Origin of the sequence: Brevundimonas sp. (assembly GCF_046293315.1) — a bacterium.
Classification (GTDB): Bacteria; Pseudomonadota; Alphaproteobacteria; order Caulobacterales; family Caulobacteraceae; genus Brevundimonas.
Genome location: NZ_JBKBPF010000003.1, coordinates 184,226 through 210,402 on the forward strand (window position 1 = coordinate 184,226; position 26,177 = coordinate 210,402).

The following is a 26,177-nucleotide window of genomic DNA, read 5'->3' on the forward strand; positions in this document are numbered from 1 at the left end:
CGTCACTCCGCCGGCAACGGCTGTTCCTGCTCCAGGGGAACCTCGTCCTCCGGCTTGCGGCCCATCCTGCGCCGCACGAAGCGCGCGAAGTCATCGACGATTGTGAAAATTGCCGGGATGTACAGCAGCGACAGGAAGGTGGACGAAATCAGCCCGCCCACTACTGCAATGGCCATCGGCGAGCGGAATTCCACGTCTGCGCCCCAGCCGATAGCCACCGGCAGCATGCCGGCGCCCATGGCGAAGGTCGTCATGATGATCGGACGCGCGCGCTTGTGCGCCGAGTCCATGATCGCGTCATAGCGGCTCATGCCGTTCTGTTCAGCGATGATGACGTAATCCACCAGCAGGATCGAGTTCTTGGCCGCGATGCCCATCAGCATCAGGATGCCGATCAGCGACGAGATCGAGAAGCTGGAGCCGGCGATCAGCAGGGCCGCAAAGGCGCCAGCGATGGCCAGCGGCAGGGCCGTCATGATGGTGATCGGATAGGCGAAGCTCTTAAACAGCAGGACCAGAACCGCGTACATCAGCAGCAGGCCAGTCGCGAAGGCGATGGTGAAGCCGGTCAGCATCTCCTGGATGAACTCGGCGTCGCCGGCCGGCGTCTGGCGTACACCTGCAGGCAGGTTCTGCACGGACGCCAGTTGCTGAACCCGTTGAGCGGCCTCGCCGGTCCGGATGCCGTCCAGCTCGGCGGTGATGGTTGCGACACGGGCGCGGTCCTGTCGCGTGATCTGTGAGGGACCAGCGCCGAAACGGATGTCGGCCACGGACGACAGGGGCACGCTGGCCCCCGTGCTGGTCGGCACCTGCAGAGTCTCCAGAACCGACAAATCCTCTCGCGCGTCAGCAGTCAGGAGCATCCGGATCGGAATCTGGCGGTCACCGAGATTGTATTTCGGCAGGTTCTGATCGACGTCGCCGAGGGTCGCCACCCGCACGGTCTGCGAGATGGCGCTGGTGGAGACCCCCATCATGGCGGCCTGATCAGTGCGGGGGGTGACCAGAATTTCTGGCCGAGCGATGGCGGCGGTGTTCACCACATTGGCCAGTCCTGGTACACCGCGCATGTCGGCCTCGATCTGGCGGGCGGCCGCCTGCAAGGCTTCGCCATCGTCGCTGAGGATCGAGAAAGTGTAGCTGGTGCCGTCGCTCGGGCCGCCGCCCTGCTGGGCGATGCCGGCGCCGATGCGGGCGCCGGCCACTGTGTCCCACTCGTCCACCATTTCACGGGCGAACTCCTGCTGGGTCATGGCCCTGCGGCCGGGCTGCACCAGATCGGCGTAGATATAGGCCTGACGCGGCTCCGATCCCCCAATGGAGGCGTAAACCGAAAGGACTTCGGGTCGCTCGCGCAGGTCGCGGGTCATGCGTTGAACCACGGCGTCCGTCTGAAGCAGCGTCGATCCCGGCGGCAGCTCGGCCGAGAACGAGGCGCGCGAGCGATCTCCCGACGGCTGGAACTCGAACGGCAGCATCGGGATCAGGAACAGAGAACCGATGAACAGCCCCGTCCCCATGCCGAACGCCTTCCAGCGGTTACCCAGCACCCAGGCCAGCGCCAGGATGTAACGCCGCATCCAGAACGGATCCTTGTCCACATGATTGGCGTCGCGCTTCAGCATGTAGGCGGCCATCAGCGGCGTCAGGGTCCGCGCCACGAGCAGAGAGAAGCCAACAGAGACGCAAGAAGCAATCGCGAATGCCTTGAAGAACTGGCCCACGATCCCGGGCATGAAGCCGGTGGGGGCGAACACGGCGATGATGGTGGCGGTGGTGGCCACGACCGCCAGGCCGATCTCGTCCGCCGCCTCCATAGCCGCTTCATAGGGCTTCTTGCCCCCGCGCATGTGTCGGACGATGTTCTCGATCTCGACGATGGCGTCGTCCACCAGGATGCCGATGGTCAGCGACAGGGCCAGCAGGGTCACCCCGTTCAGCGACTGGCCGGTCAGCTCGAGGATGGCCATGGTCGGGATGATCGACATGGGCATGGCGGTCGCAGCGATCAGGGTGGCGCGCCAGTCCCTCAGGAAGACGAACACCACCACAACGGCCAGAACGGCGCCCAGCAGAAGGGCTTCAATGGAGGCCAGATAACTTTCCTCGATGTACTCAACCTCGGCGCTGATCTGCTCGATCGAGACATCGTCATTCTGCGCGTCCAGCTGGGCCACCGCCTCGCGCACCCGTTCGGCGGTTCGGACCTCCGAGGCGTCGCGCGAGCGCAAGAAGTTAAAGGTCACAACCTCCTGGCCGTTGAAGCGGGCCATGCGGCGCGGTTCGGTCCAGTTGTCTTCGACCGCACCCAGGTCGCGCAGCCGCACAGTGCCGCCGCCCGAGAGCGGGATCAGGGTCTCGCGCAACTGTTCGATGGATCCGGCGGACCCAAGGGTGCGGATGGCTCGCTCGGCCCCGGCCACGGTGATGCGGCCACCCGGCAGATCGGAATTGACGCTGGTCAAAGCCTGGCTGACTGCCGCGGCGGTCACGCCGTATGAGGCCAGCCGGTCGGGGTCCAGCTCGACCCGAATTTCGCGGTCTACGCCGCCCTGACGATTGACCTCGCCGACGCCGGCCACTGCCAGCAAGGCGCGACTGACCGTGTTGTCCACGTACCAGCTGAGCTGCTCCGGCGTCATGGTCGGCGAGCGGACCACATAGGTGATCAGGGCGTCGCCGGTGATGTCGATACGCTGGACCGTCGGCTCCTGCATGTCCTGGGGCAGGTCACCGCGCAGGCCAGACATGGCGTTTCGCACGTCATTGGTGGCGCGCTCGGTGTCGGTGCCCAGCTCGAACTCGATGGTCGTGGACGAATAGCCGTCGCCCACGTTCGAATAGATGCGTCGGACGCCGGACAGGGACGTGATCGAATCCTCGATCAGGCGCGTGACCTGAACCTCCATCTCCGCCGGCGCGGCGCCTGGCCGCGCGGCCGATACGGCCACCAACGGAAAGTCGATGTCCGGGTTATTGTTGATCCGCATCGACATGAAGCTGAGCGTTCCCGCCACCGTCAGGATAATGAACAGCAGGATGATCGGGATCGGATTCTTGATCGACCAGGAGGAGATCTGGTTCATGGCGGCGCCCTATTCCGCCGTCTGGGCGGGAGCAGCGGGGGCGGGGGCGGCCTCAGGTCGGGCTGGCTGCGCCACCGTGACCCGGTCGCCGTCGCCCAGGAAGCCAGCGCCGTCGACGACCACGCGCGCGCCCTCGGCTACGCCCTCCACGGAGGTCAGTTGATCGGTGCGCGACAGGATCTCGATGGGCTGGAAGCTCACGCGGTTCTCCGCGCCCAGCACGAACACGCCCGGCCGGTTCTCGCGGTAAAGCACCGAGGGCGTCGGCACGGCGACGGCGGGCTGGGCCCCCACGTCGATGGCGGCGCGAGCGAACATGCCGGGCTGAAGCCCGCTGTTGCCGGTCAGAGCGATGCGCGCGACGCCCAGGCGGGTCTGGGAATCCACTTCCGGGGTCACAATGCGCACCCGGCCGGTGGCCGAGCCCACACCATCGGAGGTCACCGTCGCGCTCTGCCCGGCGCGGATGAGGCCGAGCTCGGTTTCCGGCACCCGGGCGTCAAGCTCGAGCCGGCCGTCGCGAACGATGCGGAACAGCTCGGTCCCCGTCGAGACGATCTGGCCGCGCGTGACGTTGCGGCTGATCACCAGGCCCGCCACCGGCGCGCGGATGGTACTCTGGTTCAGGCGAGTCCGGATCTCCGACAGCGACGCCCGGGCAGACGCCAGTTGGGCGTCGGCTGCGCGCTGCTCGGAAATGGCCAGGTCAAGGGACGCCTGGGCCAGGAAGCCCCGCTCGCGCAGTTCGCGGGCGCGGCCCAGTTCGGTGTTCTCGCGTTCGGCGTTGGCCTCGGCCGACGATACCGCCGCCTCCTGCTGAGCCAGCTGGGCGCGCAGGAGAGCGTCGTTCAGTTGCACGAGGGGCTGGCCCTGACGCACATAGGCGCCCTCGTCCACATAGACGGCCGTTGCGGTCAGCCCGCCAGCCTCGGCGCCTACCGGCACCTCTTCCCAGGCGTTAACGGTGCCCGAGGCGGTGATAGTGCGCACCAGGTCCTGGGTGGTGGCCACGGCCACGGTCACGGTCTGGGATGACGCCCCGCCGCCCGCTTCCGCCGCCTCATCGTCACCTCCGTGCCCGCCGCACGCGGCCACAGCCAGCAGGGCGCACAGGCCCAAGGCCACCGCTCCGCCGCGCAGTGTCTTCGTTAGGCGATCGCCGGTTCCGGCCGCGGTCGTCTGTGCCACGCCATGGTTCCTTCGTCTGGCCGCACGGCCGCTGGGGGGAGGCGAGCGCGCGCAAAGGCCGAAGCCACACGCTCCGACAGACCGGCTGGATAGACGGTTTGGCGGCGCCCCTCAAACGATCTTAGGCTGCATTACGACATCTTAATTCTCGGGCGCTCTTCAGCGGCGGGCCGAGGGCGTCGCCGCGCCGCGCTTGGCGCTGCATCGGGGGCGTGATACCGGCGCGGCATGAGCCAGACGCCCCTCGAACGCATTCGCAATTTTTCCATCGTTGCGCACATTGATCATGGCAAGTCGACGCTGTCGGATCGGCTGATCCAGGTGACCGGCGGCCTGACCGTGCGCGAGATGCGCGAGCAGGTGCTCGACAACATGGAGATCGAGCAGGAACGGGGCATCACCATCAAGGCCCAGACCGTGCGCCTGACCTACAGGGCGAAGGACGGGCTGGATTATGTCCTGAACCTGATGGACACCCCGGGCCACGTGGACTTCGCCTATGAGGTCAGCCGCAGCCTGGCCGCGTGCGAGGGCTCGATCCTCGTGGTGGACGCGTCGCAGGGGGTGGAGGCCCAGACCCTGGCCAATGTCTATCAGGCCATCGACAACAACCACGAGATCGTCCCGGTCCTCAACAAGATCGACCTGCCCGCGGCCGAGCCCGAGCGCGTGCGCCAGCAGATCGAGGACGTCATCGGCATCGACGCCTCCGACGCCGTCCTCTGCAGCGCCAAGTCCGGCATCGGCATCGAGGACGTGCTGGAAGCCATCGTCACCCGCCTGCCCGCCCCCAAGGGCGACCCCGATGCGCCGCTGAAGGCGCTGCTTGTGGACGCCTGGTACGACCCCTATCTGGGCGTCGTGGTCCTGGTCCGCGTGTTCGACGGAACCCTCAAGACCGGCCAGCGGGTCCAGATGATGCAGAACGGCTCGACCCACCTGATCGACCGGGTCGGCGTCTTCCTGCCCAAGAACACCCCGGTGGACCAGTTGGGCCCCGGCGAGGTCGGCTTCATCACCGCCCAGATCAAGGAAGTGGCCCACGCCGCCGTCGGCGACACCATCACCGACGAGAAGAAGCCCACCGCCGAACCGCTGAAGGGGTTCAAGGAAGTCCAGTCGGTGGTCTTCTGCGGCCTGTTCCCCGTGGACGCCGCCGATTTCGAGGACCTGCGCGCCGCCATCGGCCGCCTGCGCCTGAACGACGCCAGCTTCACCTATGAGATGGAATCCAGCGCCGCCCTCGGCTTCGGCTTCCGCTGCGGCTTCCTCGGCCTGCTGCATCTGGAGATCATCCAGGAGCGCCTGAGCCGCGAGTTCAATCTCGACCTGATCGCGACCGCCCCCAGCGTGGTCTACAAGATCGCCATGCGCGACGGGTCCGAGATCGACCTGCACAACCCCGCCGACCTGCCCGACGTGATGCAGATCCTCGAGATCAGCGAACCCTGGATCAAGGCCACCATCCTGACCCCGGACGAGTATCTGGGCGGGGTCATCAAGCTGTGTCAGGACCGCCGCGGCAGCCAGGTCGAACTCAGCTACGTCGGCAGCCGCGCCCTGGTGGTCTACGAACTGCCCCTGAACGAGGTGGTGTTCGACTTCTACGACCGGCTGAAATCCATCTCCAAGGGCTACGCCAGCTTCGATTACGAGCTGTCGGGCTACAAGCCCGGCGATCTGGTCAAGATGAACATCCTCGTCAACGCCGAGCCGGTGGACGCCCTGTCCATGCTGGTCCACCGCAACCGCGCCGAGACCCGCGGCCGCGGCATGGTGGAGAAGATGAAGGAGCTGATCCCGCCCCACATGTTCGTCATCCCCATCCAGGCGGCCATCGGCGGCAAGATCATCGCCCGCGAGACCGTCCGCGCCCTGCGCAAGGACGTGACCTCCAAGTGCTACGGCGGCGACGCCACCCGCAAGAAGAAGCTGCTGGAGAAGCAGAAGGCCGGCAAGAAGCGCATGCGCCAGTTCGGCAAGGTGGAGATCCCGCAGGAAGCCTTCATCGCCGCCCTGAAGATGGACGACGACTGATGCGCGGCCTCGACCTCAGTTCATGGTCGGGGGCGCTGACCACCGTGATCGGCATCGCCCTGTTCGCCCTGATCGGGGTCAGCATCCGGCTGATGCTGATGATGTCGTTCCAGCAGCGGCGCGAGCGCGCCAACCGCCAGATCAGCGAGCGGCTGAAAACGCTGATGGCCGCCTACAAGGTGCTGGGCGGCTCGTTCACCGGAACCCTGTCGGTGGACCCGCGCCACATGCGCGACCTGCGCCGGGCTGAGGCCGAGGGCGCAGAGGGCGGCGCGGCGGCGCCGACGGCAGGGGCGGACGAGGGCTCGGACCGCGCCCGGCGCATCCGCGATGCGGTGGAGGCGGCCCTGTCGGACATCATCCTGCTGGGCACCGACGAGCAGGTGCGGCTGGCCCAGCGCGCCGCCACGGCCCTGGTCGAGGGCCGCCCGGTGCACACCGACGAACTGGTGGTGTCGCTGCGCGACTTCATCCGCGCCTCGCTGGACCTGGCCCCCATTCCCCCCGGACTGGCCATCCCCCGTCAGGGCCCCACCCGGCCCGGCGGCTCGGCGCGCGGCGGCGGCGGTGACAAGGGCGGTCGCGGCGGCGGTGGTGGCGGCATGGGCGGTGGAGGCGGCGGCGGCATGGGCGGCGGCGGCGAGGGCGGGGATACGCCGGCGCGGTAGGTGGGGCTCAGGTTGCGACGCCGCGAAGAAGCCGCTGCTGATGCGGCATCTGACCATTTCGGTGACATCACGCACATAGTCAGATGAGCCGACTGAGAACGTGCCTTTCATCCCGGCGGCGGACTGAACTCGGTGTGGTCTGCATCGAGGTGACCGGCCGCTCGAAGCTTTTCTGCCTCGCGCTCCGTTCGCGGCGTAAAGCTGATGAACTCATCTGAAAGCAGCGGCGGTAGGCCGAGGGCGGCGATCAGGGCGCGGTCGTTCTGCCCCCAGAGGATCACGATCCCTTCAGGACGCAAGATGTCGCGCGCACCGCCGTTCGCTCGCACACGTTTCAGCGGGTCCAGTTGGGCCGCGATCGCGGCGATCGCGGTCCTCGGTATGGGGCGGCCCTGGAGGTTGCGGAACAGTTCCGCGATGCGGGCGGCGCCGCCGCGATGCGCACTGATCACAGCCAGAAGTTCCGGATCGAAACCCTGCCAGATATTCGCAGGATAGGGCTCATTCCTTGCGAGCCATAGGGCCTGTTCACGCCCATAGGCCGACACCTGCAACTTCTGATCCCGGTTCCCACCGGCCGTCAGATTTTCGGGACGGCAGATGATCAAGCCCAGATTAAAGCGCGCCGTCTCTTCGTTCTCAGAGATCAGCACGCAGGGCTTGTGAAGCGCCTCGCGCGGAATCATCCAAGCCGTACCGATGGAATGCTTGATGTCTGTATCCACACCCCCGAGATTCAGATCGAGGTACTCACCTTTCGGTTGCCCGATGGCATCCCGAAAGAGGATTTCCACTTTGGTGCCGAGGTAGGTTTTCTCGGTCTTCTCGCACTCCGACAGAACGAGCCGCTTCGTCCGAGGCGCATCGATCACTTCATCGATTGCGCGACGGATCAGCTGTGCCGTAGCGCCGATGACTCCGTCGGGATCATCAATGGCGGCACGCAGACGGGCAGCCAGATAGGCCAGAAGCTCCTGATCATCGGCGAAGGAAGGTGGCGGCATACCTCCATCTGGCGAGCAGAGCCGTTTGCACCGAGTTAACTACGCCGCCATTTGCTTCCCGATGAGAATGTCATGAACCATCTTCGCCAGCGCGCCAGCCAGATGCGGCGGTACGGCATTGCCGATCTGTCGGGCCACTTCGACCTTCGTGCCGTAGAATTGGAAATTGTCCGGGAAGCCCATCAGGCGCGCCGCCTCGCGATGGGTGATGGGGCGATCCTCCGCAGGGTGCAGGTAGCGGCCCTTTTCCGGCTTGTAGAATTCGGTGCGGATAGTGACGGAGGGGCGATCCCACCACAGTCGCCCGAACAGGTCTGTGCCGCCGCTGGTTTTTCGTATCCAGCAGTCTGGGGTTATGTCGGGACGATTGGCCTGTAGGTCAAAGCGATTTCCGCCCGGCGGAACGGCTGCGTACCGCGCCAAACTCTTGTCCGTAGGCGTCCTGCCGAAGTGAAGGTTCAGCGGCGCGCGTGTACCGATCTCGGTTCCGATGGCGTTATTCGGCAAGTCACCGATAACATCGCGCACCGTTCGCCAGCGTGGGAGATTTCGCTTCAGCTTAGGGTCGGCATGAGAAGGCATGGGGGGGAACGTCGGCAGATCGCAGGCCTCCCGCCATCCGAGAATGATCGTCCGCTTTCTGGTCTGGGGGGCACCATAATCGGCTGCATTGACGATGGTCGCCTGCGTCTTAAAGCCGTGTCGTTGAGCTTTGGCTTCGATTAGTTGTCGTTCAGGCGAGCGGAACAGCTCGGCGACGTTCTCCATTACGAAGACGCGCGCGCCGGAGCGTTCAGCAATCTCAATGAACGGCTCCCACAGGGCGCGGCGCGCGTCACCGTCGCGCTTCTTATTCAACAAGCTGAATCCCTGACAGGGCGGGCCACCGATCACCACGTCAGCTTGAGGCACGTCGTTGTTGAGAAGCCACTCTTCGATATTGGCCTGAACCGCACGCCCGCCGAAATTCAGCTTATGGGTCTTCAGGGCGGCGGCGTCGTTGTCGAGAGCCAAAACCGTTTCAAAGCCGCCGCAGAAATTGGGGTCGCAGAACCCGAGGCTCATGCCTCCGGCGCCGCTGAAAAGATCGATAAGGCGCAGGGTCATGGCTTCCCCATTGGGTCGACGAACAACGTGAAACAAAATGCGAACAAGACGCCGCTGTCAACCATGCGATAACTAGTTCTTGTGGGTGAAGGCAAGGTTACCTACCGCAGGTAGGAGGTGAGCCTGTTTTTCAAACCGACTGTATCTTTCGTCTCGCATTCCCACACGGTCAGCACACGCAGCCCTCGTGACCGAATCGCTGCCTCGGCTGCCGCATCTCTCGCCTTGTTCCGGGCGAACTTTGCCATCCATGCTTGGTGGTTGTGCGCAGGCACCGTCGCTCTCTTGCAGTCGTGCTGATGCCAGAAGCAACCGTGAACTTGGATCACCCAACCCCGTGCCTGATTGGCGAAATCCGGTGAGCCCGGCAGGGTCTTGACGTTGCGGCGATAGCGAACCCCCAACTCTCTCAGCACAGCGGCGACACGATCCTCCGGCGTCGTTCGCTTTTGTCCGACCCGCGACATGGCATGTGATGTGCGGTGATTGAGAGGCTTCATACTCATTGCGGAATGTACCATTGTGGGGAGCGAAAATGTCCAAAGGAGGCAGCAATGGACAGAGCGCAGTGGACGGCGACAGTAGATCAGTTGATGCGCAGGGACTGGCGCATCGGCATTGATGACGCCGGCATCGGTGAACAGCAGTTGGCCGACCATTGGGGCCAGGGGGATACACCTGCCGCGTTCGTCGATTGGTTCGCCGAAAAATACGATCTGATCCGGTTCGAACCCGGATTTTGCGTATCGAGGGCTCAGCCCTTGAAGTAGGTCTCCCGATGATGCGCCAAGAATGCCGGATGAGGCCAGTAGGCCCTATCAGTCGGCAGGTTCAGGCGCCCATTGGCGTTGATCAAGCGCTCCATTTCGGCGGGCAGTTTCCCTTCGGCCTTCATGATCGTCATATCATCGGCAACCGAGAGCAGGCCGCGGTCAAACAGCCAATGAATCGTGCCGGAAAGGGCGAGACCATTTCGTACTGAGTCTGGGCCATGGTCAGCGACCGGTCGGATGTGGGCAGCCTGAACCTCCGGTCGACCGCCACCATTTATGAGGCGCAAACCCGTTACGGCACATCGATTGTCATAGGCTGCGCGGACGGAGCGTCGAAACGCGAGGTCTCTAAAGGGACGAATGGTTGTCAGCTCGACCATGGGGCGTTCGAAGGGAACACTCAGTTCTTCGACCCCCATGTAGGGGCCTTCAGGGGCCGCCACGGGGGCTTGCAGCGGAGGACCACTGAGCCCGGCGGCTAGGATCGCCTCAAACTCTTCATCAGGCATGAGCCGTACCGAGTGACCGAAAGCCCCCTTATTTGTCTGCCCATCGTCGCGTCGGAGAGCGCTTTCGCGATACTCGTCGCCGTCGCGGAAATGCACAGGGCCATCAAAATCCAGATAGTCCCGAACGTCGCAGTAAAAGTGGTCTGGTCTGACCGGATCATCGCGAATCGCGTGCGGGCGCGCGATGGCGAAATAGGACTGCCGTCCACCCCGGCTGCTCAGTTCGGCAGTGCCCCGTCTCGGCTCGTAATAGACGATCGAGTCACCGAGCGTTTGCTCGACCCGCCGAAGGTAGACGCGGGGAAAATGATAATAGAGTTCCGGAAGATCGTCATAGCCGGGGCTCAGCTTGGTGGTGAAGACCGCTTTGACCATCTGCTGATGCTGGCCCATGTCGCGTCAGCGCTCAAGGCTCAGCTTCGTCGCATCGGGCGGGTCAGCGCCGCCGGACTCCGCTGCGTTCGGAAGCCTAACGCCTTGATCCGAAAGGACCGGGCCTCCGTATGGGGGCGACTTGTCCGCACGCCTTGGGGGCGGCCGTATCATGGCCCCATGACACGCAAGATCGAAGAGGCGCAGCCGACCTGGTTTCGGCTGAGCGACGAGAGCTGGGCCGAGATCGGGGAGGCGTACCGCAACGGGGCGACGGCCAAGGAGCTGGCGATCCGGTGGAAGGTGTCGCCCAGCTCCATCTATCGCCACGCCTGGGAGGGCGGCTGGACCAAGAAGCGCAGCGCCGACGCCGATGCGCGGGCGAACGCGGAAGGGATCGGGGCGGAAGAGCGGGCGGACCAGACGCGGCCGGACATGGAGGTCGGCCTGTTCGCGCCGCCCGGCCCGGAGGACGCGGGGCTGGGTGATCCGGCGGCTCTGGCGGAGCAGGCCATGGCGGCCTCGGTGCGGGCCATGCGGGCGCGGCTGTTCGCGGAGGCGGAGAAGCTGGCCCGGCTGTCGGAGACCTATGGCCGCATGGCGGAGAAACGGGGCGGGCCGGCGGTGACCATCGAGACCATCGACCTCGAGACCCTGTGCGACATCGTCATGAACAAGGACGGGCGGGTCGGCGAGCGGTTCCGGGTGGACCCCGACGATCCGGGGCCGCGCGACCCGGTTCTGGTGCGCTACTGGATGCACCGGTACGCCGAGCGCGAGGCCTTCAAGGAACAGGTGCGCAGGGTGCGCGCCAATGCCAGAAAGGCGGCCTGCAGGGCGGTCGGGCTGGACCCGGACGCGCCGCTGCCGGGGTTTTAGGGGGGCTCATGTTAGTGCGCTAACGCTCGGCGCGCGGCGCCGCGCTGCTTGAGCGCGTTTTTTGTGCGCTAACGCTCGGCGCGCGGAGCCTCGCGGCTTGAGCGCAGCGGGGCGGCGGGGTGGCCGCCGCCCCGTGGGGATCAGCCCTTGAGCACGTCCATCAGGGTCGAGCCGAGGCGCGCGGGGGACGGCGAGACGCGGATGCCCGCCGCCTCCATGGCCTCGATCTTGGAGCCGGCGTCGCCCTTGCCGCCCGAGACGACCGCGCCGGCGTGGCCCATGGTGCGGCCTTCGGGGGCGGTGCGGCCGGCGATGAAGCCGACCATGGGCTTGGAGCGGCCCTTTCTGGCTTCGTCGATCAGGAACTGGGCGGCGTCTTCCTCGGCGCTGCCGCCGATCTCGCCGATCATGACGATGGATTTGGTCTCGTCGTCGGCCAGGAACATCTCCAGCACGTCGATGAACTCGGTGCCCTTGACCGGGTCGCCGCCGATGCCGACGGCCGTGGTCTGGCCGAGGCCCTCGTTGGTGGTCTGGAACACCGCCTCATAGGTCAGGGTGCCCGAGCGGGAGACGATGCCCACATTGCCCTTCTTGAAGATGGAGCCCGGCATGATGCCGATCTTGCACTCTTCGGGGGTCAGGACGCCGGGGCAGTTGGGGCCCAGCAGGCGCGACGAGGAGCGGTCCAGCCGCGCCTTGACCCGCACCATGTCCATGACCGGGATGCCCTCGGTGATGCAGGTGATGAAGGGGATCTCGGCGTCGATGGCCTCGATGATGGCGTCCGCGGCGCCGGCCGGCGGCACATAGATGACCGAGGCGTCGGCGCCGGTGCGCGCCTTGCCCTCGGCCACGGAGGCGAAGATGGGCAGGCTCTCGCCGTTGGCGCCGGCCCAGGTCTGGCCGCCCTTGGTGGGGTGGATGCCGCCGACCATTTGCGTGCCGTGGTAGGCCAGGGCCTGTTCGGTGTGGAAGCTGCCGGTTTTGCCGGTCAGCCCCTGGACGAGGATTTTCGTGGTCTTGTCGACGAGGATGGACATGGTGTGTGCTCTGAAATCTGAAGGTCTGGGGCGGCTGTGACGGCGCTCAGGCGACCGCGGCGACGATCTTCTGGGCGGCGTCGTCCAGATCATCGGCGGCGGTGATGGCCAGGCCGGACTCGTTCAGGATTGTCTTGCCCTTTTCGACATTGGTGCCTTCCAGGCGCACCACCAGCGGCACCTTGAGGCCCACTTCCTTGACCGCCGCGACCACGCCCTCGGCGATCACGTCGCACTTCATGATGCCGCCGAAGATGTTGACCAGGATGCCCTCGACCCGGGGGTCGGCGGTGATGATCTTGAAGGCCGCCGCGACCTTTTCCTTGGAGGCGCCGCCACCGACGTCGCAGAAGTTGGCGGGCTCTTTGCCGTACAGTTTGATGATGTCCATGGTGGCCATGGCCAGGCCGGCGCCGTTGACCATGCAGCCGATGTTGCCGTCCAGGGCGACGTAGGCGAGGTCCCACTTGGAGGCCTCGATCTCCTTGGCGTCCTCTTCGCTTTCGTCGCGCAGGGCCTTGATGTCGTCGTGACGGAACAGGGCGTTGCCGTCGAAGCTGACCTTGGCGTCCAGAACGCGCAGGTGGCCGTCGGTCATGACGATCAGCGGGTTGATCTCCAGCATGGCCATGTCCTTGTCGACGAAGGCCTTGTAGAGCGCCGGGAACAGGCTCTTCGCATCCTCGGCGGCGTCGCCGGTCAGCTCGAGGGCCTTTGAAATCTTCGCCACGTCATCGGCGGTGACGCCGGCTTCGGGGGCGATGGCGATGGTCTGGATCTTTTCCGGGGTGTCGTGGGCGACGGTTTCGATGTCCATGCCGCCTTCGGTGGAGACCACGAAGGCCACCTGACCCACGGTGCGGTCCACCAGCAGGGAGCAGTACAGCTCGCGGTCGATGTCGGCGCCGTCCTCGATGTAGAGGCGGTTGACCTGCTTGCCGGCGTCGCCGGTCTGGGCGGTCACCAGGGTGTTGCCCAGCATGTCCTTCGCGTGGGCGACCACTTCCTCGATGGACTTGGCCAGACGCACGCCGCCCTTGGCGTCAGGACCCAGTTCCTTGAACTTGCCCTTGCCGCGCCCGCCGGCGTGGATCTGGGACTTCACGACATACAGGGGCCCGGGAAGCTGCTTGGCGGCCGCTTCAGCCTCGTCGACCGAGGTGATGGCGACGCCCGACGCTACGGGAGCGCCGAAGCCCTTCAGAACCTGTTTGGCCTGGTATTCGTGAATGTTCATGGAGAAAGACCGCTGTCGTGGGGAGGAGGGTTCAGGCGCGCTTATAGGGTCCGCCCCTCCGCCGACGCAACCGGCTAAGTCCGTGCGGCGACCCTCGAGGGGCCGCCGCACGGCGCGATCAGTCGACCCAGTCGCGCTTGAGGGTGCGCGAGGCCGCGATCAGCAGCACCGAGGCCAGCAGGTAGAAGCCCATGCCGGTGTAGATGGCCCAGCGCAGGCTCTCGTCCCCGAAGCGGGGCGCCAGCAGGTCGCTCATCCAGCCGAAATAGTAGAAGCCCACGGCGATGCCGAGCAGGTTGTTGATCAGCAGGAACAGGGCCGAGGCGGTGGAGCGCATGGCCGCCGGGACCAGATGCTGGATCGAGGCCGTGATCGGTCCCAGCCAGGCCAGGTTCAGCCCGGTGGGGATCAGGAAGATCAGGAAGGCCAGGGTCAGCTGCTGCACCTGGCTGCCGCCGCCGGGCAGCACCAGGCCGATGATCCACGGCGAGTTCATGGCGGCGATGAACAGCGGCGCGGAGATGAGGAAGGCGATGGCGGGCGTCAGGGGATAGGCGCCCTTGCCGCGCTTGGCCAGCTTGTCGGCGATGGCGCCGCCCATCCAGATGCCCAGGGTGCCGCCGATCAGGGCGATGCCGGCATAGTACCAGCTGGTCTGCAGCAGGGTCAGGTCGAAGCTGCGCATGAAGAACAGCGGCAGCCAGCCGGCCACGCCATAGCCGCACACCGACGACGAGGCCGCGCCCAGGGCCAGCAGCCAGAAGCTCTTCTTGGGAATGACACGCGAGGCGGTGATGCGGGCGATCCACACCGAGACGCCGATCACCACGGCGAGGCCGCCGGCGAAGGCGATGACCAGCGGGTTGCCGATGGCGAGGCCCGCGAACTGCGCCAGCGCCGCCAGGCCCAGGGCGCCCGCCCCGATGCCCAGCATGATTCGGGCGGCGATGAGACCTACGCGGGCCGAGGCGGGGGGAACGGCCTGGATCGGCGCGCCCTCGACCGGGACCGGACGGGCGATGTCGGTGGCGCCGCGTTTGGGGTCGCGCACGGTCAGGCGCAGCACGGGCGCCACCAGCACACCGAGCAGGCCCACCACGATGAAGGCCGTGCGCCAGCCGTACTGGGCCGCCAGCACGCCGCCCACCAGGGTGCCCGCCGCGGTGCCCAGCGGAATGCCGAAGGCGAACACGGCCAGGGCGCGCGCCCGCTGGTGGGGCGGGAAATAGTCCGCCACGAGGGAATAGGCCGGGGCGACCCCGCCCGCCTCGCCGACGCCCACGCCCATGCGGAACAGGAACAACTGGCTGAACGACCCGGCCACGCCGCACAGGGCGGTGAAGCCGGACCAGACCGTCAGGGCGCCGGTCATGATCCAGACCCGGCTGTAGCGGTCGGCCAGCCAGGCCAGAGGGATGGCCAGGGTCGAATAGACCGAGGCGAAGGCGATGCCGCCCAGCAGGCCGAACTGGCTGTCGGACAGGCCGAACTCGGCCTTCAGCGGCGCGGCGAGGATGCCGATGATCTGCCGGTCCAGGAAGTTCAGCATGTAGACCAGGACCAGGATCGCCAGAACGTAGTAGCGATACCCGGGCTTCTCGATGCGCGCTTCGGCCTGTGCGGTCATCGGCGTCTCCCTCGACTCTTGTGGTTGACCGGAACGGTAGCGTCGTCGCCGCCCCATGCAAAAGAAAAAGGCGGCGAACCGGAGCCCGCCGCCTGTTTCGTGCGACCGCCGCGATCAGTAGCGCGCGGTGAAGTTGATGCTCCAGGTGCGCGGCGCGCCGTAGTAGGCGGTGCGGATGCCGCCCACGGCCGAGAACTCCTGGGCGTCGGTCTTGTAGACCTCGTCGCCGAGGTTGCGGCCGAACACGCCCAGCGAATAGCGGCCGTCCACCGTCTCCCACACCGCGCGGGCGTCATAGAGCCAGTAGCTGTCCTGGAACATGGACCGGTATTCTTCGCGGGTGAGGATGTTGGCGTTGTCCACCGACAGGGCCATTTCCGAACGGTAGCGGGCGTTGGCGCCCACCGTGATCATGCCGTTGGAGCCCAGGTCGAAGCCGTAGGAGCCGCCCAGACGAATGGTCCACTCCGGCGAGAAGGCCGGGGTCTGCCAGCTGCGGTCGATCACGACCTGCTCGCCTGAGCCAACCGGAATTTCTCGCGTCTCATTGAACTCACCGTATTCGGCGTCCAGATAGCCGATCTGGGCGTCCAACTGCAGGTTCGGGGTCGGGTTGGCGTACAACTCCAGCTCGACGCCGCGGATGTCCAGCTGGCCGGCGTTCAGCACCGTCAGGGCGATGGTGCAGGCGCCGCCGGGGATGGTCGGGTCGGCCACGCAGTCCGACACCCGGGCCTGGAAGTCCTCGTAGTCGTTGTAGAAGGCGGCGAAGTTGGCGCGCAGGCGGCGGTCGAACCACTCGGTCTTGGCGCCGATCTCGAAGCTGGTGACGGTTTCCGGATCATAGGGCTGCTGCTCGCCCGGATTGTTGGCCCGGCCGTTGAAGCCGCCCGACTTGAAGCCGCGCGAGATGCGGCCGTAGATCATGGCGTCGGGCGTGACCTGATAGTCCGCCGAGATCATGGGCGAGACGTCGTCCCATTCCTCCGACACCTCGAAAGCGAAGGTTGAACCCGCCAGGGCCCCGGACCAGTCAATGGTGGTGGTGCGCCAGTAGTCCTTCTTCTCCTGGGTGTAGCGGATGCCGGCCGACAGACGCAGGGCTTCCGTGGCCTGCCAGCTGGCATTGGCGTAGGCGGCCCAGCTGGTTGTGTCCAGGTCGTCGTCGATGGTGCGCAGGAAGTCGAGCGGGGCGCCGCCAAAGGTGAAAAGGTCATCGCCGTAGGCTTCCTGGTGGGAGACGATATCTTCCTGCAGGTAGTACAGACCCGCAACGGCGGTGATCGGTCCACCGTTGTCGAAGTTCAGCTGGAACTCCTGGCTGAACTGGTTCTGGTCCACCGCGACCAGCACGTCGCCCATCTCCAGCTCGGTTGCGTCGATGTCGATGTAGTCGTCATACGACAGGTCGCGATAGGCGGTGATCGACTTCAGGGTCAGGGCGTCAGACAGGGTCCATTCGGCGATAGCCGAGACGCCCCAGTGATCCAGCGGCGTTTCGTTGGGCAGGCCCGGCGTGGTGCGGGTCTGGTAGTCGAACTCGCTGCCGGCGGCCGGCGCCGGCTGGCGAATGGTTACGCCTCCCAGAAAATCCGTCGTGATGAGCGCCGCCTCGGCCCGGCCCACGGTCATGGCGGCGCGCTGGCGGGTGTAGTCAGCGGTCAGGTCCAGGCGGAAGTTCGCCCCGGGCGTCCAGGCGGCGGTCACGCGGCCCGACAGGGTATCCTCATCGTTGTACTCGGCGCCGGTGACCGGATCGGTCACATAGCCGTCGCGCTGGGCGTACAGGACCGCGCCGCCCACGGCGAAGGTATCGGTCAGCGGCGTGGCGCCGGACAGGCGGACCCGTTGCTCGTTGTAGTCGCCGTAGGTGACGCTGGCGGTGCCGTACGGGCCGGAGTCGGGGCGGCGGCTGATCAGCTTGAGCGCGCCGCCGATGGTGTTCTTGCCGTACAGGGTGCCTTGGGGCCCGCGCAGCACCTCGATGCGCTGCAGGTCCAGCAGGTCCAGCTGGGTGCCCCGGATGCGGCTGTAATAGACGTCATCCACATAGACGCCGACGGCCGGGTCGAAGGTCTGCAGGGCGTCGGGCTGGCCCACGCCGCGGATGTAGATGTTGGTGGCGTCCGACGAGCCGCGTCCCTGCACCAGATTGAGGTTCGGCACCGCACCCTGCAGGTCGGTCACGTCCTGGGCGCCCAGGCGCTCCAGAGTCTCTTCAGAGAAGGCCGAGACCGACAGCGGCGTGCGCTGCAACGATTCCTCGGTGCGGCGTGCGGTGACGATGATCTCTTCGACCTGGGTGGCGCCGGACGGTTCGGAAACCTGGGCCACGGCGGCCGGGGCGATGAGCGCGCTGACGGCGGCTCCGGCCAGAAGAGCGGATTTGACGAGCGTGTTCATGGGATGACCCAACCTGTGTGTTTCCGGTGACGACGCCATTTATTCAGCGTTCAATGATTTTCCGGGAACCTGATCGGGTTTTCGCTTTCTGTCAAATGGTCAGACGTCGCCGGGGCGGGGGAAAGCCTGACCGTGTGGCGCCGGCGCCATGCTCGCCGATTGCCCGACGCCCCCGCGCGCACTAGCGTCCGCCCATGACCAGCGCCCCCGTCTCCACCCCCCCGGCCAAGGCCGCGCCCGCGCGCCGGGGCCGTCCGTCCAAGGATCAGAAGGCCGGGGAGACCCGCGAGGCGATTCTCGACGCCGCCGAGGACCTGTTCTCCAAGCACGGCTTCTATGGCGTTACCATCCGCGAGGTGGCGCGCGAGGCCGGCGTGGATACGGCGCTGGTGCACTATTATTTCGGGGCCAAGCGGGGGCTGTTCGACGCGGTCTTCATCCGCCGGGCCGAGGTCTGGAACAACGAGCGGGTCGACGCCATCGACCGCTATGTGGCGGAGGCCGGCGATCAGGCGACGCTGGAAGGCATACTCGAAGCCTTCCTGCGCCCGCCGTTCGAATGGTCGCTGAAGGGCGGGCCGGGGTGGAAGCACTATGCGGCGCTGGTGGCCCAGACCAACGCCAACCCGGCCTTCGGCGGCGAGACCATGGCGCGGTATTTCGACCCGGCCATCCACCGCCTGATCGAGGCGGTGCGGCTGGTCCTGCCCGAGGCGCGGGACGTGGATCTTTACTGGGCCTGGCACAATCTGTCGGGGGCCCTGACCCTGACCCTGGGCGAGACCGGGCGCATCGACCGGCTGTCGGGCGGCCAGTGCCGGTCCGGCGATCTGGACACCGCGTGCGACTACATGGTGCGCTTCGCCTCGGCCGGCTTCCGGGCGGTGTGCGGCCGCTGAGGTTGATCGGATGGCGGGGCGGCTCTGTGAAAAAGTCATGCCAGACTGTCGAAATGTCATGTTGACCTGACATCGAGCCCGTGTCATGTAGACCTTACATCTGGTCAGGAGAACATGACATGACGGACACCGTCGCCGCGCACAAACGCTATCTGTTTCGAACCTTCGCCTTCATGGGCGGCTATGTGGCCATCAATGTCGCGGCCATCTTCGACGCCTTCGACGACGCTGCTGGATGGGGGGCCTATGCGCTCGGGCTGGCGGTGGCCGCGCCGGTGGCGGGGCAGATCTGGGCCACCCTGATGCTGATGCGCGAGTCCGACGAGTTCGTGCGCGGCCTGACCGCCAAGCGGTTCATCATCTCGGCGGGCCTGGCCATGGCCCTGTTCACCGGCTGGGGCTTCATGGAGACCTATGGCGACGCGCCCCATGCGCCCGGCTGGATCATCTATCCGCTGTTCTGGGGCCTGTACGGCCTGGTCACCCCCTTCGTTCGGGACTCGCACTGATGAAGAACCGACTTCGGGTGCTGCGCGCTGAAAAGGGCTGGACCCAGGCCGAGCTGGCGGAGCGGCTGGGCGTCTCGCGACAGGCCGTCAATGCGCTGGAGACCGAGAAGCACGATCCGTCCCTCGATCTCGCCTACCGCATCGCCGCCCAGTTCGGGGCCGCGGTGGAAGACATCTTCGACAATCCGCACGGCTGAGGCCGGCGGCTCAAACCCAGGGAGACACCTTATGTTCAACGTACGCTCATGGAGCGGGCGGCTGGCCGCCTGCGCGCTGGTCGCCCTTGCTGTCGGCGCCGTGGCCGCCTTGCCGGAACGGGCCGAGGCCCAGATCGCCGCCCCGGCGCCCGGGTTCGCCTCGGACCGCATCAGCGTGGAGGTGACGGGCGTCGGCCCCGACGTGGTGCTGATCCCAGGCATGGCCTCCTCGCGCGAGGTGTGGCGGGCGACCACCGAGGCGCTGGCCGTCGATCACCGGGTGCATCTGGTGCAATTGTCCGGCTTCGCCGGTCAGCCGTGGGCGCATGGCGAGAGTGACTTTTTGCGGCCCGCCGTCGCCGAGATCGCGCGGTACATCGAGACGGCGCAGTTGGAGCGGCCCGCGATCATCGGCCACTCCATGGGCGGCGCCTCGGGCGTCCTGCTGGCGCAGGCGCGGCCGGACCTGATCGGCCGGGTGATGAGCGTGGACTCCCTGCCCTTCTTCAGCGTGCTGTACGGCTCCGACATGACCGTCGAGCGCGCCCGCCCCTTCGCCCAACAGGCGGTCCGCGCCGGACTCGGCATGGATGACGCGGCGTTCCGCGCCGGGCAGCAGGCCCTCGCCCAGGGCATGAGCCGGGATGAAGCGACCCGCGCGGCCATGGTGGACTGGTCCATGGCGTCGGACCGGCTGGCGCTGGGTCTGGCCATGCGCGACGTGGCGACCACGGACCTGCGCCCGGGTCTGGCGGCCATGACCACCCCGGTGTGGGCGGTCTATGCGGCTGACGCCGACGGCGGCGCCCCGGCCGCCATGGCCGACGCCATGTGGGCGCGGGAGTACGCCGATCTGCCCGGCGTACGGCTGGAGCGGGTGGACGGCGCGCGCCACTTCATCATGGCCGACCAGCCGGAGGCGTTCATGGCGCTGGTGCGGGCGTTCCTGGACGAGTGATCCGGGGCTGCCGGTCCCGGTCCTAGCGGGGCTTGATCTCGCTGGGCATGCGGATGCGGCGCCAGCGGGCCTCGACGAGGGCGAAGGCGCCGAAGGCCATGATGCCGAGACCCGTTCCGCCCAGGATCCAAGCGCCGTAGGGCTGGGACTGCAGCACATCCAGCGAGGCGCCGAAGCTGCGCGCTTCCTCGGCACGGGTGTTGAGGCCCGCCAGCACGACGAACACGCCCATGGGCAGATAGACCACGCCGCGCGCCGCATAGCCCGCCCGCGCCAGAGGCACCACGCGCTCGCAGGTCTTGCGGTCGCACGCCAGCCAGGACGCGAAGTCGCCGCGCAGCCCCTTGATGATGTTGCCCACGCCCATGCCGAGAATGAAAAGCCCGGCCCCGATCAGCAGCCAGTCGCCGTAAGGCAGGCTCATGACCGTGCTGGCCTGCTGTTGCGCCTCGGCGCCGCCGTCGTCGGCCTGGATTTCGCCCGCCTCGTCCAGCAGTTCGAACACGGAGGCGGCCAGCACGCCGTAGAACACGCCGCTCATGGCCTGGCCGCCGCGCTGCAGCAGCGCCTTCCAGGAGCGGCCTTCGTGGTCCACATCGGCGATCGACTGCAGGGCGCGCCAGAGGACGAAACTCCAGAGCCCAAGTCCCAGAAGCGTCAGCCAGACACGCCCGAAGGGCTGCTGGGCGGTCAACGCCAGAACCCCGCCCGCGCCCACGCTGTCGCCCATCAGCCCCATGGCCGTCAGGAGGGCCACCAGCCCCACGTTCACATAGACAAAACCGCGCGCGCCGTAGCCGATGCGCGCGGCCCATTCCAGCAGGGTCTGGATCGACGGCAGGGGTCGCCCTGTCAGGCGCTCGATGCGGCGGCCGGCGCGCTGTCCGAAGCGGCGGCTCTCTGCGATCGCCTGGGTCAGGGTCATGGGTGTTCATCCTCCGTGCGCGGAGGCAAACGCCCGAGCCCTGCAAACGGCTCCGCCTATTCGGCGGCCTGAAGGGCGGCGGGGCGGGCGGCCTCGAGCTCGGCCGCCTTGGCCTCGACCAGCGCGACGATGTGCTCGACCATGCCGGCGTTGTCCTGTTTGTGGGTCATCTTGCCGGCCAGATAGACCATGCCCGCCCCCTTGCCGCCGCCGGTGAAGCCCACGTCGGTGTAGAGCGCCTCGCCCGGTCCGTTCACGACGCAGCCGATGATGGACAGGCTCATGGGGGTGGTGATGTGGGCCAGCCGCTCTTCCAGCACGCCCACGGTCTCGATGACATTGAAGCCCTGACGGGCGCACGACGGGCAGGCGATGATGTTGACGCCGCGGTGGCGCAGGCCCAGCGACTTCAGGATGTCGAAGCCGACCTTGATCTCCTCGACCGGGTCGGCGGCCAGACTGACCCGGATGGTATCGCCGATGCCGGCCCACAGCATCGACCCCAGACCGATGGCGGACTTGATCGTGCCGGTGCGCAAGGGGCCCGCCTCGGTCACGCCCAGATGCAGCGGGCAGTCGATGGCGTCGGCCAGCTGCTGATAGGCGGCCACGGTCAGGAAGGGGTCGGACGCCTTCACCGAGATCTTGAACTCGTGGAAGTCCTCGTCCTGCAGGATGCGGGCGTGGTTCAGCGCGCTTTCCACCATCGCATCGGGGCAGGGCTCGCCGTATTTCTCGAGCAGGTCGCGTTCCAGCGAGCCGGCGTTGACCCCGATGCGCATGGAGCAGCCGTGGTCGCGCGCCGCCTGGATCACCTCGCGCACCCGGTCACGCGAGCCGATGTTGCCGGGATTGATGCGCAGGCACGCGGCGCCGGCCTCGGCCGCCTCGATGCCCCGGCGGTAGTGGAAATGGATGTCGGCCACCAGCGGCACGCGGGACTCCCGCGCGATGGTGCGGAAGGCGGCGGTGGACTCCTCGTCCGGGCAGGACACCCGCACGATGTCGGCCCCGGCCTCCTCCAGCTGGCGGATCTGGTCCAGCGTCCCCGCCGCGTCGACGGTGGGCGTGTTGGTCATGGACTGGACGCTGATGGGCGCGTCGCCGCCTACGGCCACGGAGCCCACGTGGATCTGGCGGCTCTTGCGGCGCTCGATGTGGCGCCAGGGGCGGATGTGGCCCAGCTGGTCGGCGGCGTTTGACATGATGTCCCCTAGATAGGGGATCAGGCGGCGCTATTCCACGACGGAAAGATGTCAGCCGGCGGGCGGCGGCGGACCGGTCCGCTGGGCCAGATCGGCGGCGGTCTGGCGGGCGGCTGCCTGGGCGCGGGCATTCAGGCCCGCCAAGGGCGTCACGGCGGCAGCCAGGGGCCCCTCGTACTCGCCATTCAGATAGACGGTGAAGGCGGACGGTTCGGACACGTCGATGACGGCCGTCACATCGCGCGGCGCGCGCCAGGATTCTCCAGCAGCCAGCTGGCGGGCGAACAGGACCCGGTTGTCGGCCATGCGCACCACAATGCTGGCCGGGCGCTGGGCCTGGATGACCACATTGGAGGCGGTGGGCGAGGCGCCATAGCTGGCGCCACGGGGATTGAAGGCGCGCTGCACCGGGGCGGCGGGCGCCGCCGCGGCGACCTCTCCACCGGCCGCCATCTCGGCGTCCACTCCGCTCAGTTCGGCCTCAAGGCCGGGCGTGATGTAGAGGACCGGGACGGTCTGGTCCGGCGGCGCGGCGCGCGGCGCGCCCAGGCGCACGACGCCGGGGGCGGAGCCCAGCGACCAGGTTTCAGGCGTCTCGGCGATCGCGGGCGGGCTCGGCGCCTGCATCAGGCTGACCCGCTGGAACACGTTCCAGCCGATCACGGCGAACACGAGAGCGGCGGCGGCCGCGATGAGACGCGGCGAGCGGCGGCGGGCTTCGCGCACATCGACCCCGGTCGGCGGCTGCAGCCCCACGGGCGCGTGGGGGCTTTCGCGCTTGAAGCGCTCGCCCGCCAGCTGTTCATCCAGCCCGAGGGCGGCGGCGTAGGCGCGCACATAACCCAGCGCAAAGGCCTGGGACGGCAGGGCGGTGAAGTCACCCTGCTCCAGCGCCCGAAGGTAGCGGACGTGGACACGGGTCGCGGCGGACATATCCTCGATGGAGCGGGACGAATGGTCACGCGCCCGGCGCAGGGCGTCGCCCAGGGTGGCGGACTCCGTCAGAATGCGGTGGGGATCGCTCCACTCCGCCTCGTCGTGTCGCACGTCAGGGTGAACCCCTGCATCCAGCGGCATGTCGCCCGCCCCCATACTCGCACTGTCGATCGATGGATGATCGAAACGCCACGTCCCCCGCGGCGCCCGACCCTGACCTCCCCCCGGAAGTCCCCCGAACTCGTCCTGTGGATAACCCATTGACAGCCCCGGATCAATGTCTGGTTAACCGATTCGCGCCCGGCGCGAGCGGCTTTCTCACAGAGCGACGTTCAACTTCCGGGCCAGGGCCTCCACCTCGTTGCGAACCGAGGCGGACGAGGCGCCGAGCAAGCCCGTCACCCCGCGCCGCGCCGCCGCCAGATCCAGCGACAGGATCATGCGCTTGACCGGCCCCACCCCGCCCGCGGGCGCCGAAAGCCGTGTGTATCCAAGGGCCAGCAGAACCATGGCTTCCAGCGGCCGCCCGGCCAGTTCGCCGCAGACGGAGACGGGGGTCTCGCTCTCCGCGCACTGGCGCTGGATGTCCTGCAGGGCGCGCAGGGTCGGGGGCGAGAGCGGATCGTACCGATCCGAGACCAGCGGATTGGTCCGGTCGGCCGCGTACATGTACTGAAACAGGTCATTGGTGCCGACGGAGACGAAATCGGTCAGCGGCAGCAAGGCGTCCAGATGCCACAGCAGGCTGGGCGCCTCGATCATGGCCCCGACCCGCAGCGACTCCGGCAGGGTCTTGCCGCGCCGCTCGGCCCATTCGCATTCGGCGTCCATCAGGGCGCGGGCGGCGCGGAACTCGTCCACCGTGGCGATCATGGGGAACATGACGCGCAGCTCACGCCCGGCGGCGGCGCTGAGCAGGGCGCGCAGCTGCAGCCGCAGCAGGCCGGGCCGGTCCAGCCCCAGGCGGATGGCGCGGCGGCCCAGCGCCGGGTTCTCCTCGCGCTCCACCTCCAGATAGGGCAGCACCTTGTCGCCGCCGACATCCAGGGTGCGGAAGGTGACCGGGCGGTCGCCGGCCACGTCAAGCACCCGGCGATAGAGATCGGTCTGGGCCTGAAGGCGCGGCAGTTCCTCGGAGACCATGAACTGGAACTCGGTGCGGAACAGGCCGATGCCCTCGGCGCCCGTCTCGTCCAGGGTGTCCAGATCCACCACCAGGCCGGCGTTGGCCAGAACCGTCACGCGCACCCCGTCGCGGGTGACGGCCGGGGTGTCGCGCAGGGCCACGAATTCGGCCCGGCGCTGGGCGCGCAGTTGCATACGCGCCTGCACCGCGTCCAGCATCTCGGGCCGGGGGCGCAGGAAAGCCTCGCCCGACTCGCCGTCGGCGATGACCAGATCGCCTTCGGACAGGCGGTCACGCAGGCCGGCGAGGCGCCCGACGCACGGAATCTGGAGCGCGCGGGCGACGATGCCCGCATGGCTGGCGGCGGAGCCTTCTTCCAGCAGCAGGCCCCGCAGCTTGTCGCGCGGATACTCCAGCAGGTCGGCCGGACCCAGGTTGCGGGCCACCAGAATGGTGTCGTCCGGCAGGTCGCGCTGGCCGGGCTGATCGCCCGCCAGCACCCGCAGCAGGCGGTTGGCCAGATCCTCGAGGTCGTGGAGGCGTTCGCGGATGTAGGGGTCGCGGGCCTTGGCGAAGCGGGCGCGGTGCTCGTTCCTGACCCGGTCCACCGCCGCCTCGGCGGTCAGGCCGCCGCGCACCGCCTCCTCCAGCGACCGGTTCCAGCCCCGGTCCTCGGCGAACATGCGGTAGGTCTCCAGCACCTCGTAGGACGGGCCGGCGAGGCCCTGCCCCCCCTCGAGCATGGAGTCGATATTGGCCTTGAGCGCCGTCAGGCCAAGCTTCAGCCGGCCCTCCTCGGCCACGGGATCGTCGGCCAGCAGCCGTTCGGGCGCCACCGGGGCCTCGTGCAGAACCGCATGGCCGATGGCCAGACCCTCGGCGAAGCGCTGGCCCTTGATGCGCTCGGGACGGTGGGGGGCGACCTCCACGTCGCGCAGCTCGTCCAGCCCCAGCAGTTCGCCAGACGCGACGGTCTCGGCCAGCACCATGGCGATGGTCTGGATGTCCTCGACCTCGTCCTCGTCATAGCGGCGGGCGGCCTGGTTCTGGACCACCAGCACGCCGATGGAGCGGCCGCCGCGCAGCAGGGGGGCGCCGAGGAAGGCGTGGTAGGGGTCCTCGCCGGTCTCCGGGCGGTACGAGAAGCTGGGATGGCTGGGGGCGTCGGACAGGCTGATGGGCTCGTTCAGCCGCGCCACCTCGCCCACCAGACCCTCGCCGGGGCGCAGGCGGGTGGTGTGGACGGCCTCCGGGTTCAGGCCCTCGGTGGCGAACAGCTCCAGCTCGCCCGTGGAGCGGCGCAAGTAGATGGAGCACACCTCGGCCACCATGGACGAGGCGATGGTCCTGACCACCTTGTCCAGCCGCTCCTGGGCCGGGCCGCCGCCGGCCATGGCCTCGCGGATCTGGCGCAGGAGGTTTCTGGGCCCCCTCGTCGTCAATCCGCCGCCCATGGGCATCACGCGCCTGCTCCCGCCATCCGATT

The 26,177-nt window shown here is 67.5% G+C and carries 22 protein-coding genes; 8 read left to right on the forward strand and 14 right to left on the reverse strand.

Annotation, left to right across the window (positions count from 1 at the left end):
- Positions 1-2: 2 nt before the first annotated feature.
- Positions 3-3,089 (reverse strand): efflux RND transporter permease subunit, encoded by a 3,087-nt coding sequence (locus ACK4SE_RS03965; protein WP_409689000.1) that lies wholly within the window; start codon positions 3,087-3,089, stop codon positions 3-5.
- 9 nt (positions 3,090-3,098) lie between these two features.
- Positions 3,099-4,277 (reverse strand): efflux RND transporter periplasmic adaptor subunit, encoded by a 1,179-nt coding sequence (locus tag ACK4SE_RS03970; protein WP_409689002.1) that lies wholly within the window; start codon positions 4,275-4,277, stop codon positions 3,099-3,101.
- A 228-nt stretch (positions 4,278-4,505) separates the two neighbouring features.
- Between ACK4SE_RS03970 and lepA the strand changes: the two genes are divergently transcribed.
- Entirely contained in the window at positions 4,506-6,314 is a 1,809-nt protein-coding gene (gene lepA / locus ACK4SE_RS03975) for a translation elongation factor 4 (protein WP_409689004.1), read from the forward strand.
- A complete protein-coding gene (locus ACK4SE_RS03980; protein ID WP_409689006.1) occupies positions 6,314-6,982 on the forward strand; it encodes a hypothetical protein in 669 nt (222 codons plus the stop codon). Before lepA ends, ACK4SE_RS03980 begins: the two co-directional genes overlap by 1 nt.
- Before the next feature lie 107 nt (positions 6,983-7,089).
- Here the strand turns inward: ACK4SE_RS03980 and ACK4SE_RS03985 are convergent, their stop codons facing one another.
- From ACK4SE_RS03985 to vsr, 3 genes are all read right to left on the reverse strand, one after another.
- The gene (locus ACK4SE_RS03985; RefSeq protein ID WP_409689008.1) at positions 7,090-7,986 is read right to left on the reverse strand and encodes a NaeI family type II restriction endonuclease; all 897 of its coding nucleotides are present in this window, start codon (positions 7,984-7,986) and stop codon (positions 7,090-7,092) included.
- Between the two features lie 39 nt (positions 7,987-8,025).
- On the reverse strand, positions 8,026-9,093 hold the full coding sequence (locus ACK4SE_RS03990) for a DNA cytosine methyltransferase (RefSeq protein WP_409689010.1): 1,068 nt from the start codon (positions 9,091-9,093) through the stop codon (positions 8,026-8,028).
- Between the two features lie 101 nt (positions 9,094-9,194).
- On the reverse strand, positions 9,195-9,593 hold the full coding sequence (gene vsr / locus ACK4SE_RS03995; protein ID WP_409689012.1) for a DNA mismatch endonuclease Vsr: 399 nt from the start codon (positions 9,591-9,593) through the stop codon (positions 9,195-9,197).
- A 54-nt stretch (positions 9,594-9,647) separates the two neighbouring features.
- Here vsr and ACK4SE_RS04000 point away from each other — a divergent pair, with 54 nt between their 5' ends.
- Entirely contained in the window at positions 9,648-9,863 is a 216-nt protein-coding gene (locus ACK4SE_RS04000; protein WP_409689014.1) for a hypothetical protein, read from the forward strand.
- Here the strand turns inward: ACK4SE_RS04000 and ACK4SE_RS04005 are convergent.
- Positions 9,848-10,768 carry an HNH endonuclease gene (locus ACK4SE_RS04005; protein ID WP_409689016.1) on the reverse strand — a complete coding sequence of 307 codons (921 nt, stop codon included), beginning with the start codon at positions 10,766-10,768 and terminating at the stop codon, positions 9,848-9,850. The two genes, ACK4SE_RS04000 and ACK4SE_RS04005, sit on opposite strands and share 16 nt — an antisense overlap.
- 159 nt (positions 10,769-10,927) lie before the next feature.
- On the opposite strand from ACK4SE_RS04005, the gene ACK4SE_RS04010 reads away from it, so the two are divergent.
- The gene (locus ACK4SE_RS04010; RefSeq protein ID WP_409689018.1) at positions 10,928-11,626 is read left to right on the forward strand and encodes a helix-turn-helix domain-containing protein; all 699 of its coding nucleotides are present in this window, start codon (positions 10,928-10,930) and stop codon (positions 11,624-11,626) included.
- Between the two features lie 140 nt (positions 11,627-11,766).
- Here ACK4SE_RS04010 and sucD read toward each other — a convergent pair whose 3' ends face one another.
- The 4 genes from sucD to ACK4SE_RS04030 all read right to left on the reverse strand — a co-directional run bounded on the left by sucD (position 11,767) and on the right by ACK4SE_RS04030 (position 17,936).
- Positions 11,767-12,669, reverse strand: coding sequence for a succinate--CoA ligase subunit alpha (gene sucD, locus ACK4SE_RS04015; protein WP_409689020.1), 903 nt, complete (start codon positions 12,667-12,669; stop codon positions 11,767-11,769).
- 46 nt (positions 12,670-12,715) lie between these two features.
- Positions 12,716-13,906 carry an ADP-forming succinate--CoA ligase subunit beta gene (gene sucC, locus ACK4SE_RS04020; RefSeq protein ID WP_409689022.1) on the reverse strand — a complete coding sequence of 397 codons (1,191 nt, stop codon included), beginning with the start codon at positions 13,904-13,906 and terminating at the stop codon, positions 12,716-12,718.
- 118 nt (positions 13,907-14,024) lie between these two features.
- Entirely contained in the window at positions 14,025-15,533 is a 1,509-nt protein-coding gene (locus ACK4SE_RS04025; RefSeq protein ID WP_409689024.1) for a spinster family MFS transporter, read from the reverse strand.
- Positions 15,534-15,647: 114 nt separating this feature from the next.
- Positions 15,648-17,936: a TonB-dependent receptor gene (locus tag ACK4SE_RS04030; protein ID WP_409689026.1), complete on the reverse strand. Its 2,289-nt coding sequence runs from the start codon at positions 17,934-17,936 to the stop codon at positions 15,648-15,650.
- A 194-nt stretch (positions 17,937-18,130) separates the two neighbouring features.
- Between ACK4SE_RS04030 and ACK4SE_RS04035 the strand changes: the two genes are divergently transcribed.
- The 4 genes from ACK4SE_RS04035 to ACK4SE_RS04050 all read left to right on the forward strand — a co-directional run bounded on the left by ACK4SE_RS04035 (position 18,131) and on the right by ACK4SE_RS04050 (position 20,499).
- Positions 18,131-18,835, forward strand: a complete 705-nt coding sequence (locus tag ACK4SE_RS04035) for a TetR/AcrR family transcriptional regulator (RefSeq protein ID WP_409689028.1) — start codon at positions 18,131-18,133, stop codon at positions 18,833-18,835.
- A gap of 119 nt (positions 18,836-18,954) precedes the next feature.
- The gene (locus ACK4SE_RS04040) at positions 18,955-19,344 is read left to right on the forward strand and encodes a hypothetical protein (RefSeq protein ID WP_409689030.1); all 390 of its coding nucleotides are present in this window, start codon (positions 18,955-18,957) and stop codon (positions 19,342-19,344) included.
- The gene (locus ACK4SE_RS04045) at positions 19,344-19,541 is read left to right on the forward strand and encodes a helix-turn-helix transcriptional regulator (RefSeq protein ID WP_409689032.1); all 198 of its coding nucleotides are present in this window, start codon (positions 19,344-19,346) and stop codon (positions 19,539-19,541) included. Before ACK4SE_RS04040 ends, ACK4SE_RS04045 begins: the two co-directional genes overlap by 1 nt.
- Before the next feature lie 31 nt (positions 19,542-19,572).
- On the forward strand, positions 19,573-20,499 hold the full coding sequence (locus ACK4SE_RS04050) for an alpha/beta fold hydrolase (protein WP_409689033.1): 927 nt from the start codon (positions 19,573-19,575) through the stop codon (positions 20,497-20,499).
- Positions 20,500-20,521: 22 nt separating this feature from the next.
- Here the strand turns inward: ACK4SE_RS04050 and ACK4SE_RS04055 are convergent, their stop codons facing one another.
- The 4 genes from ACK4SE_RS04055 to ptsP form a co-directional block, all read right to left on the reverse strand.
- Positions 20,522-21,424 carry a DUF1206 domain-containing protein gene (locus ACK4SE_RS04055; RefSeq protein ID WP_409689034.1) on the reverse strand — a complete coding sequence of 301 codons (903 nt, stop codon included), beginning with the start codon at positions 21,422-21,424 and terminating at the stop codon, positions 20,522-20,524.
- A gap of 56 nt (positions 21,425-21,480) precedes the next feature.
- On the reverse strand, positions 21,481-22,629 hold the full coding sequence (ispG, locus tag ACK4SE_RS04060) for a flavodoxin-dependent (E)-4-hydroxy-3-methylbut-2-enyl-diphosphate synthase (RefSeq protein ID WP_409689036.1): 1,149 nt from the start codon (positions 22,627-22,629) through the stop codon (positions 21,481-21,483).
- Between the two features lie 51 nt (positions 22,630-22,680).
- Complete coding sequence (locus ACK4SE_RS04065; protein WP_409689038.1) at positions 22,681-23,706, reverse strand: helix-turn-helix domain-containing protein; 1,026 nt, start codon at positions 23,704-23,706, stop codon at positions 22,681-22,683.
- 177 nt (positions 23,707-23,883) lie between these two features.
- Positions 23,884-26,145 (reverse strand): phosphoenolpyruvate--protein phosphotransferase, encoded by a 2,262-nt coding sequence (ptsP, locus tag ACK4SE_RS04070; RefSeq protein ID WP_409689154.1) that lies wholly within the window; start codon positions 26,143-26,145, stop codon positions 23,884-23,886.
- Positions 26,146-26,177: the final 32 nt, after the last annotated feature.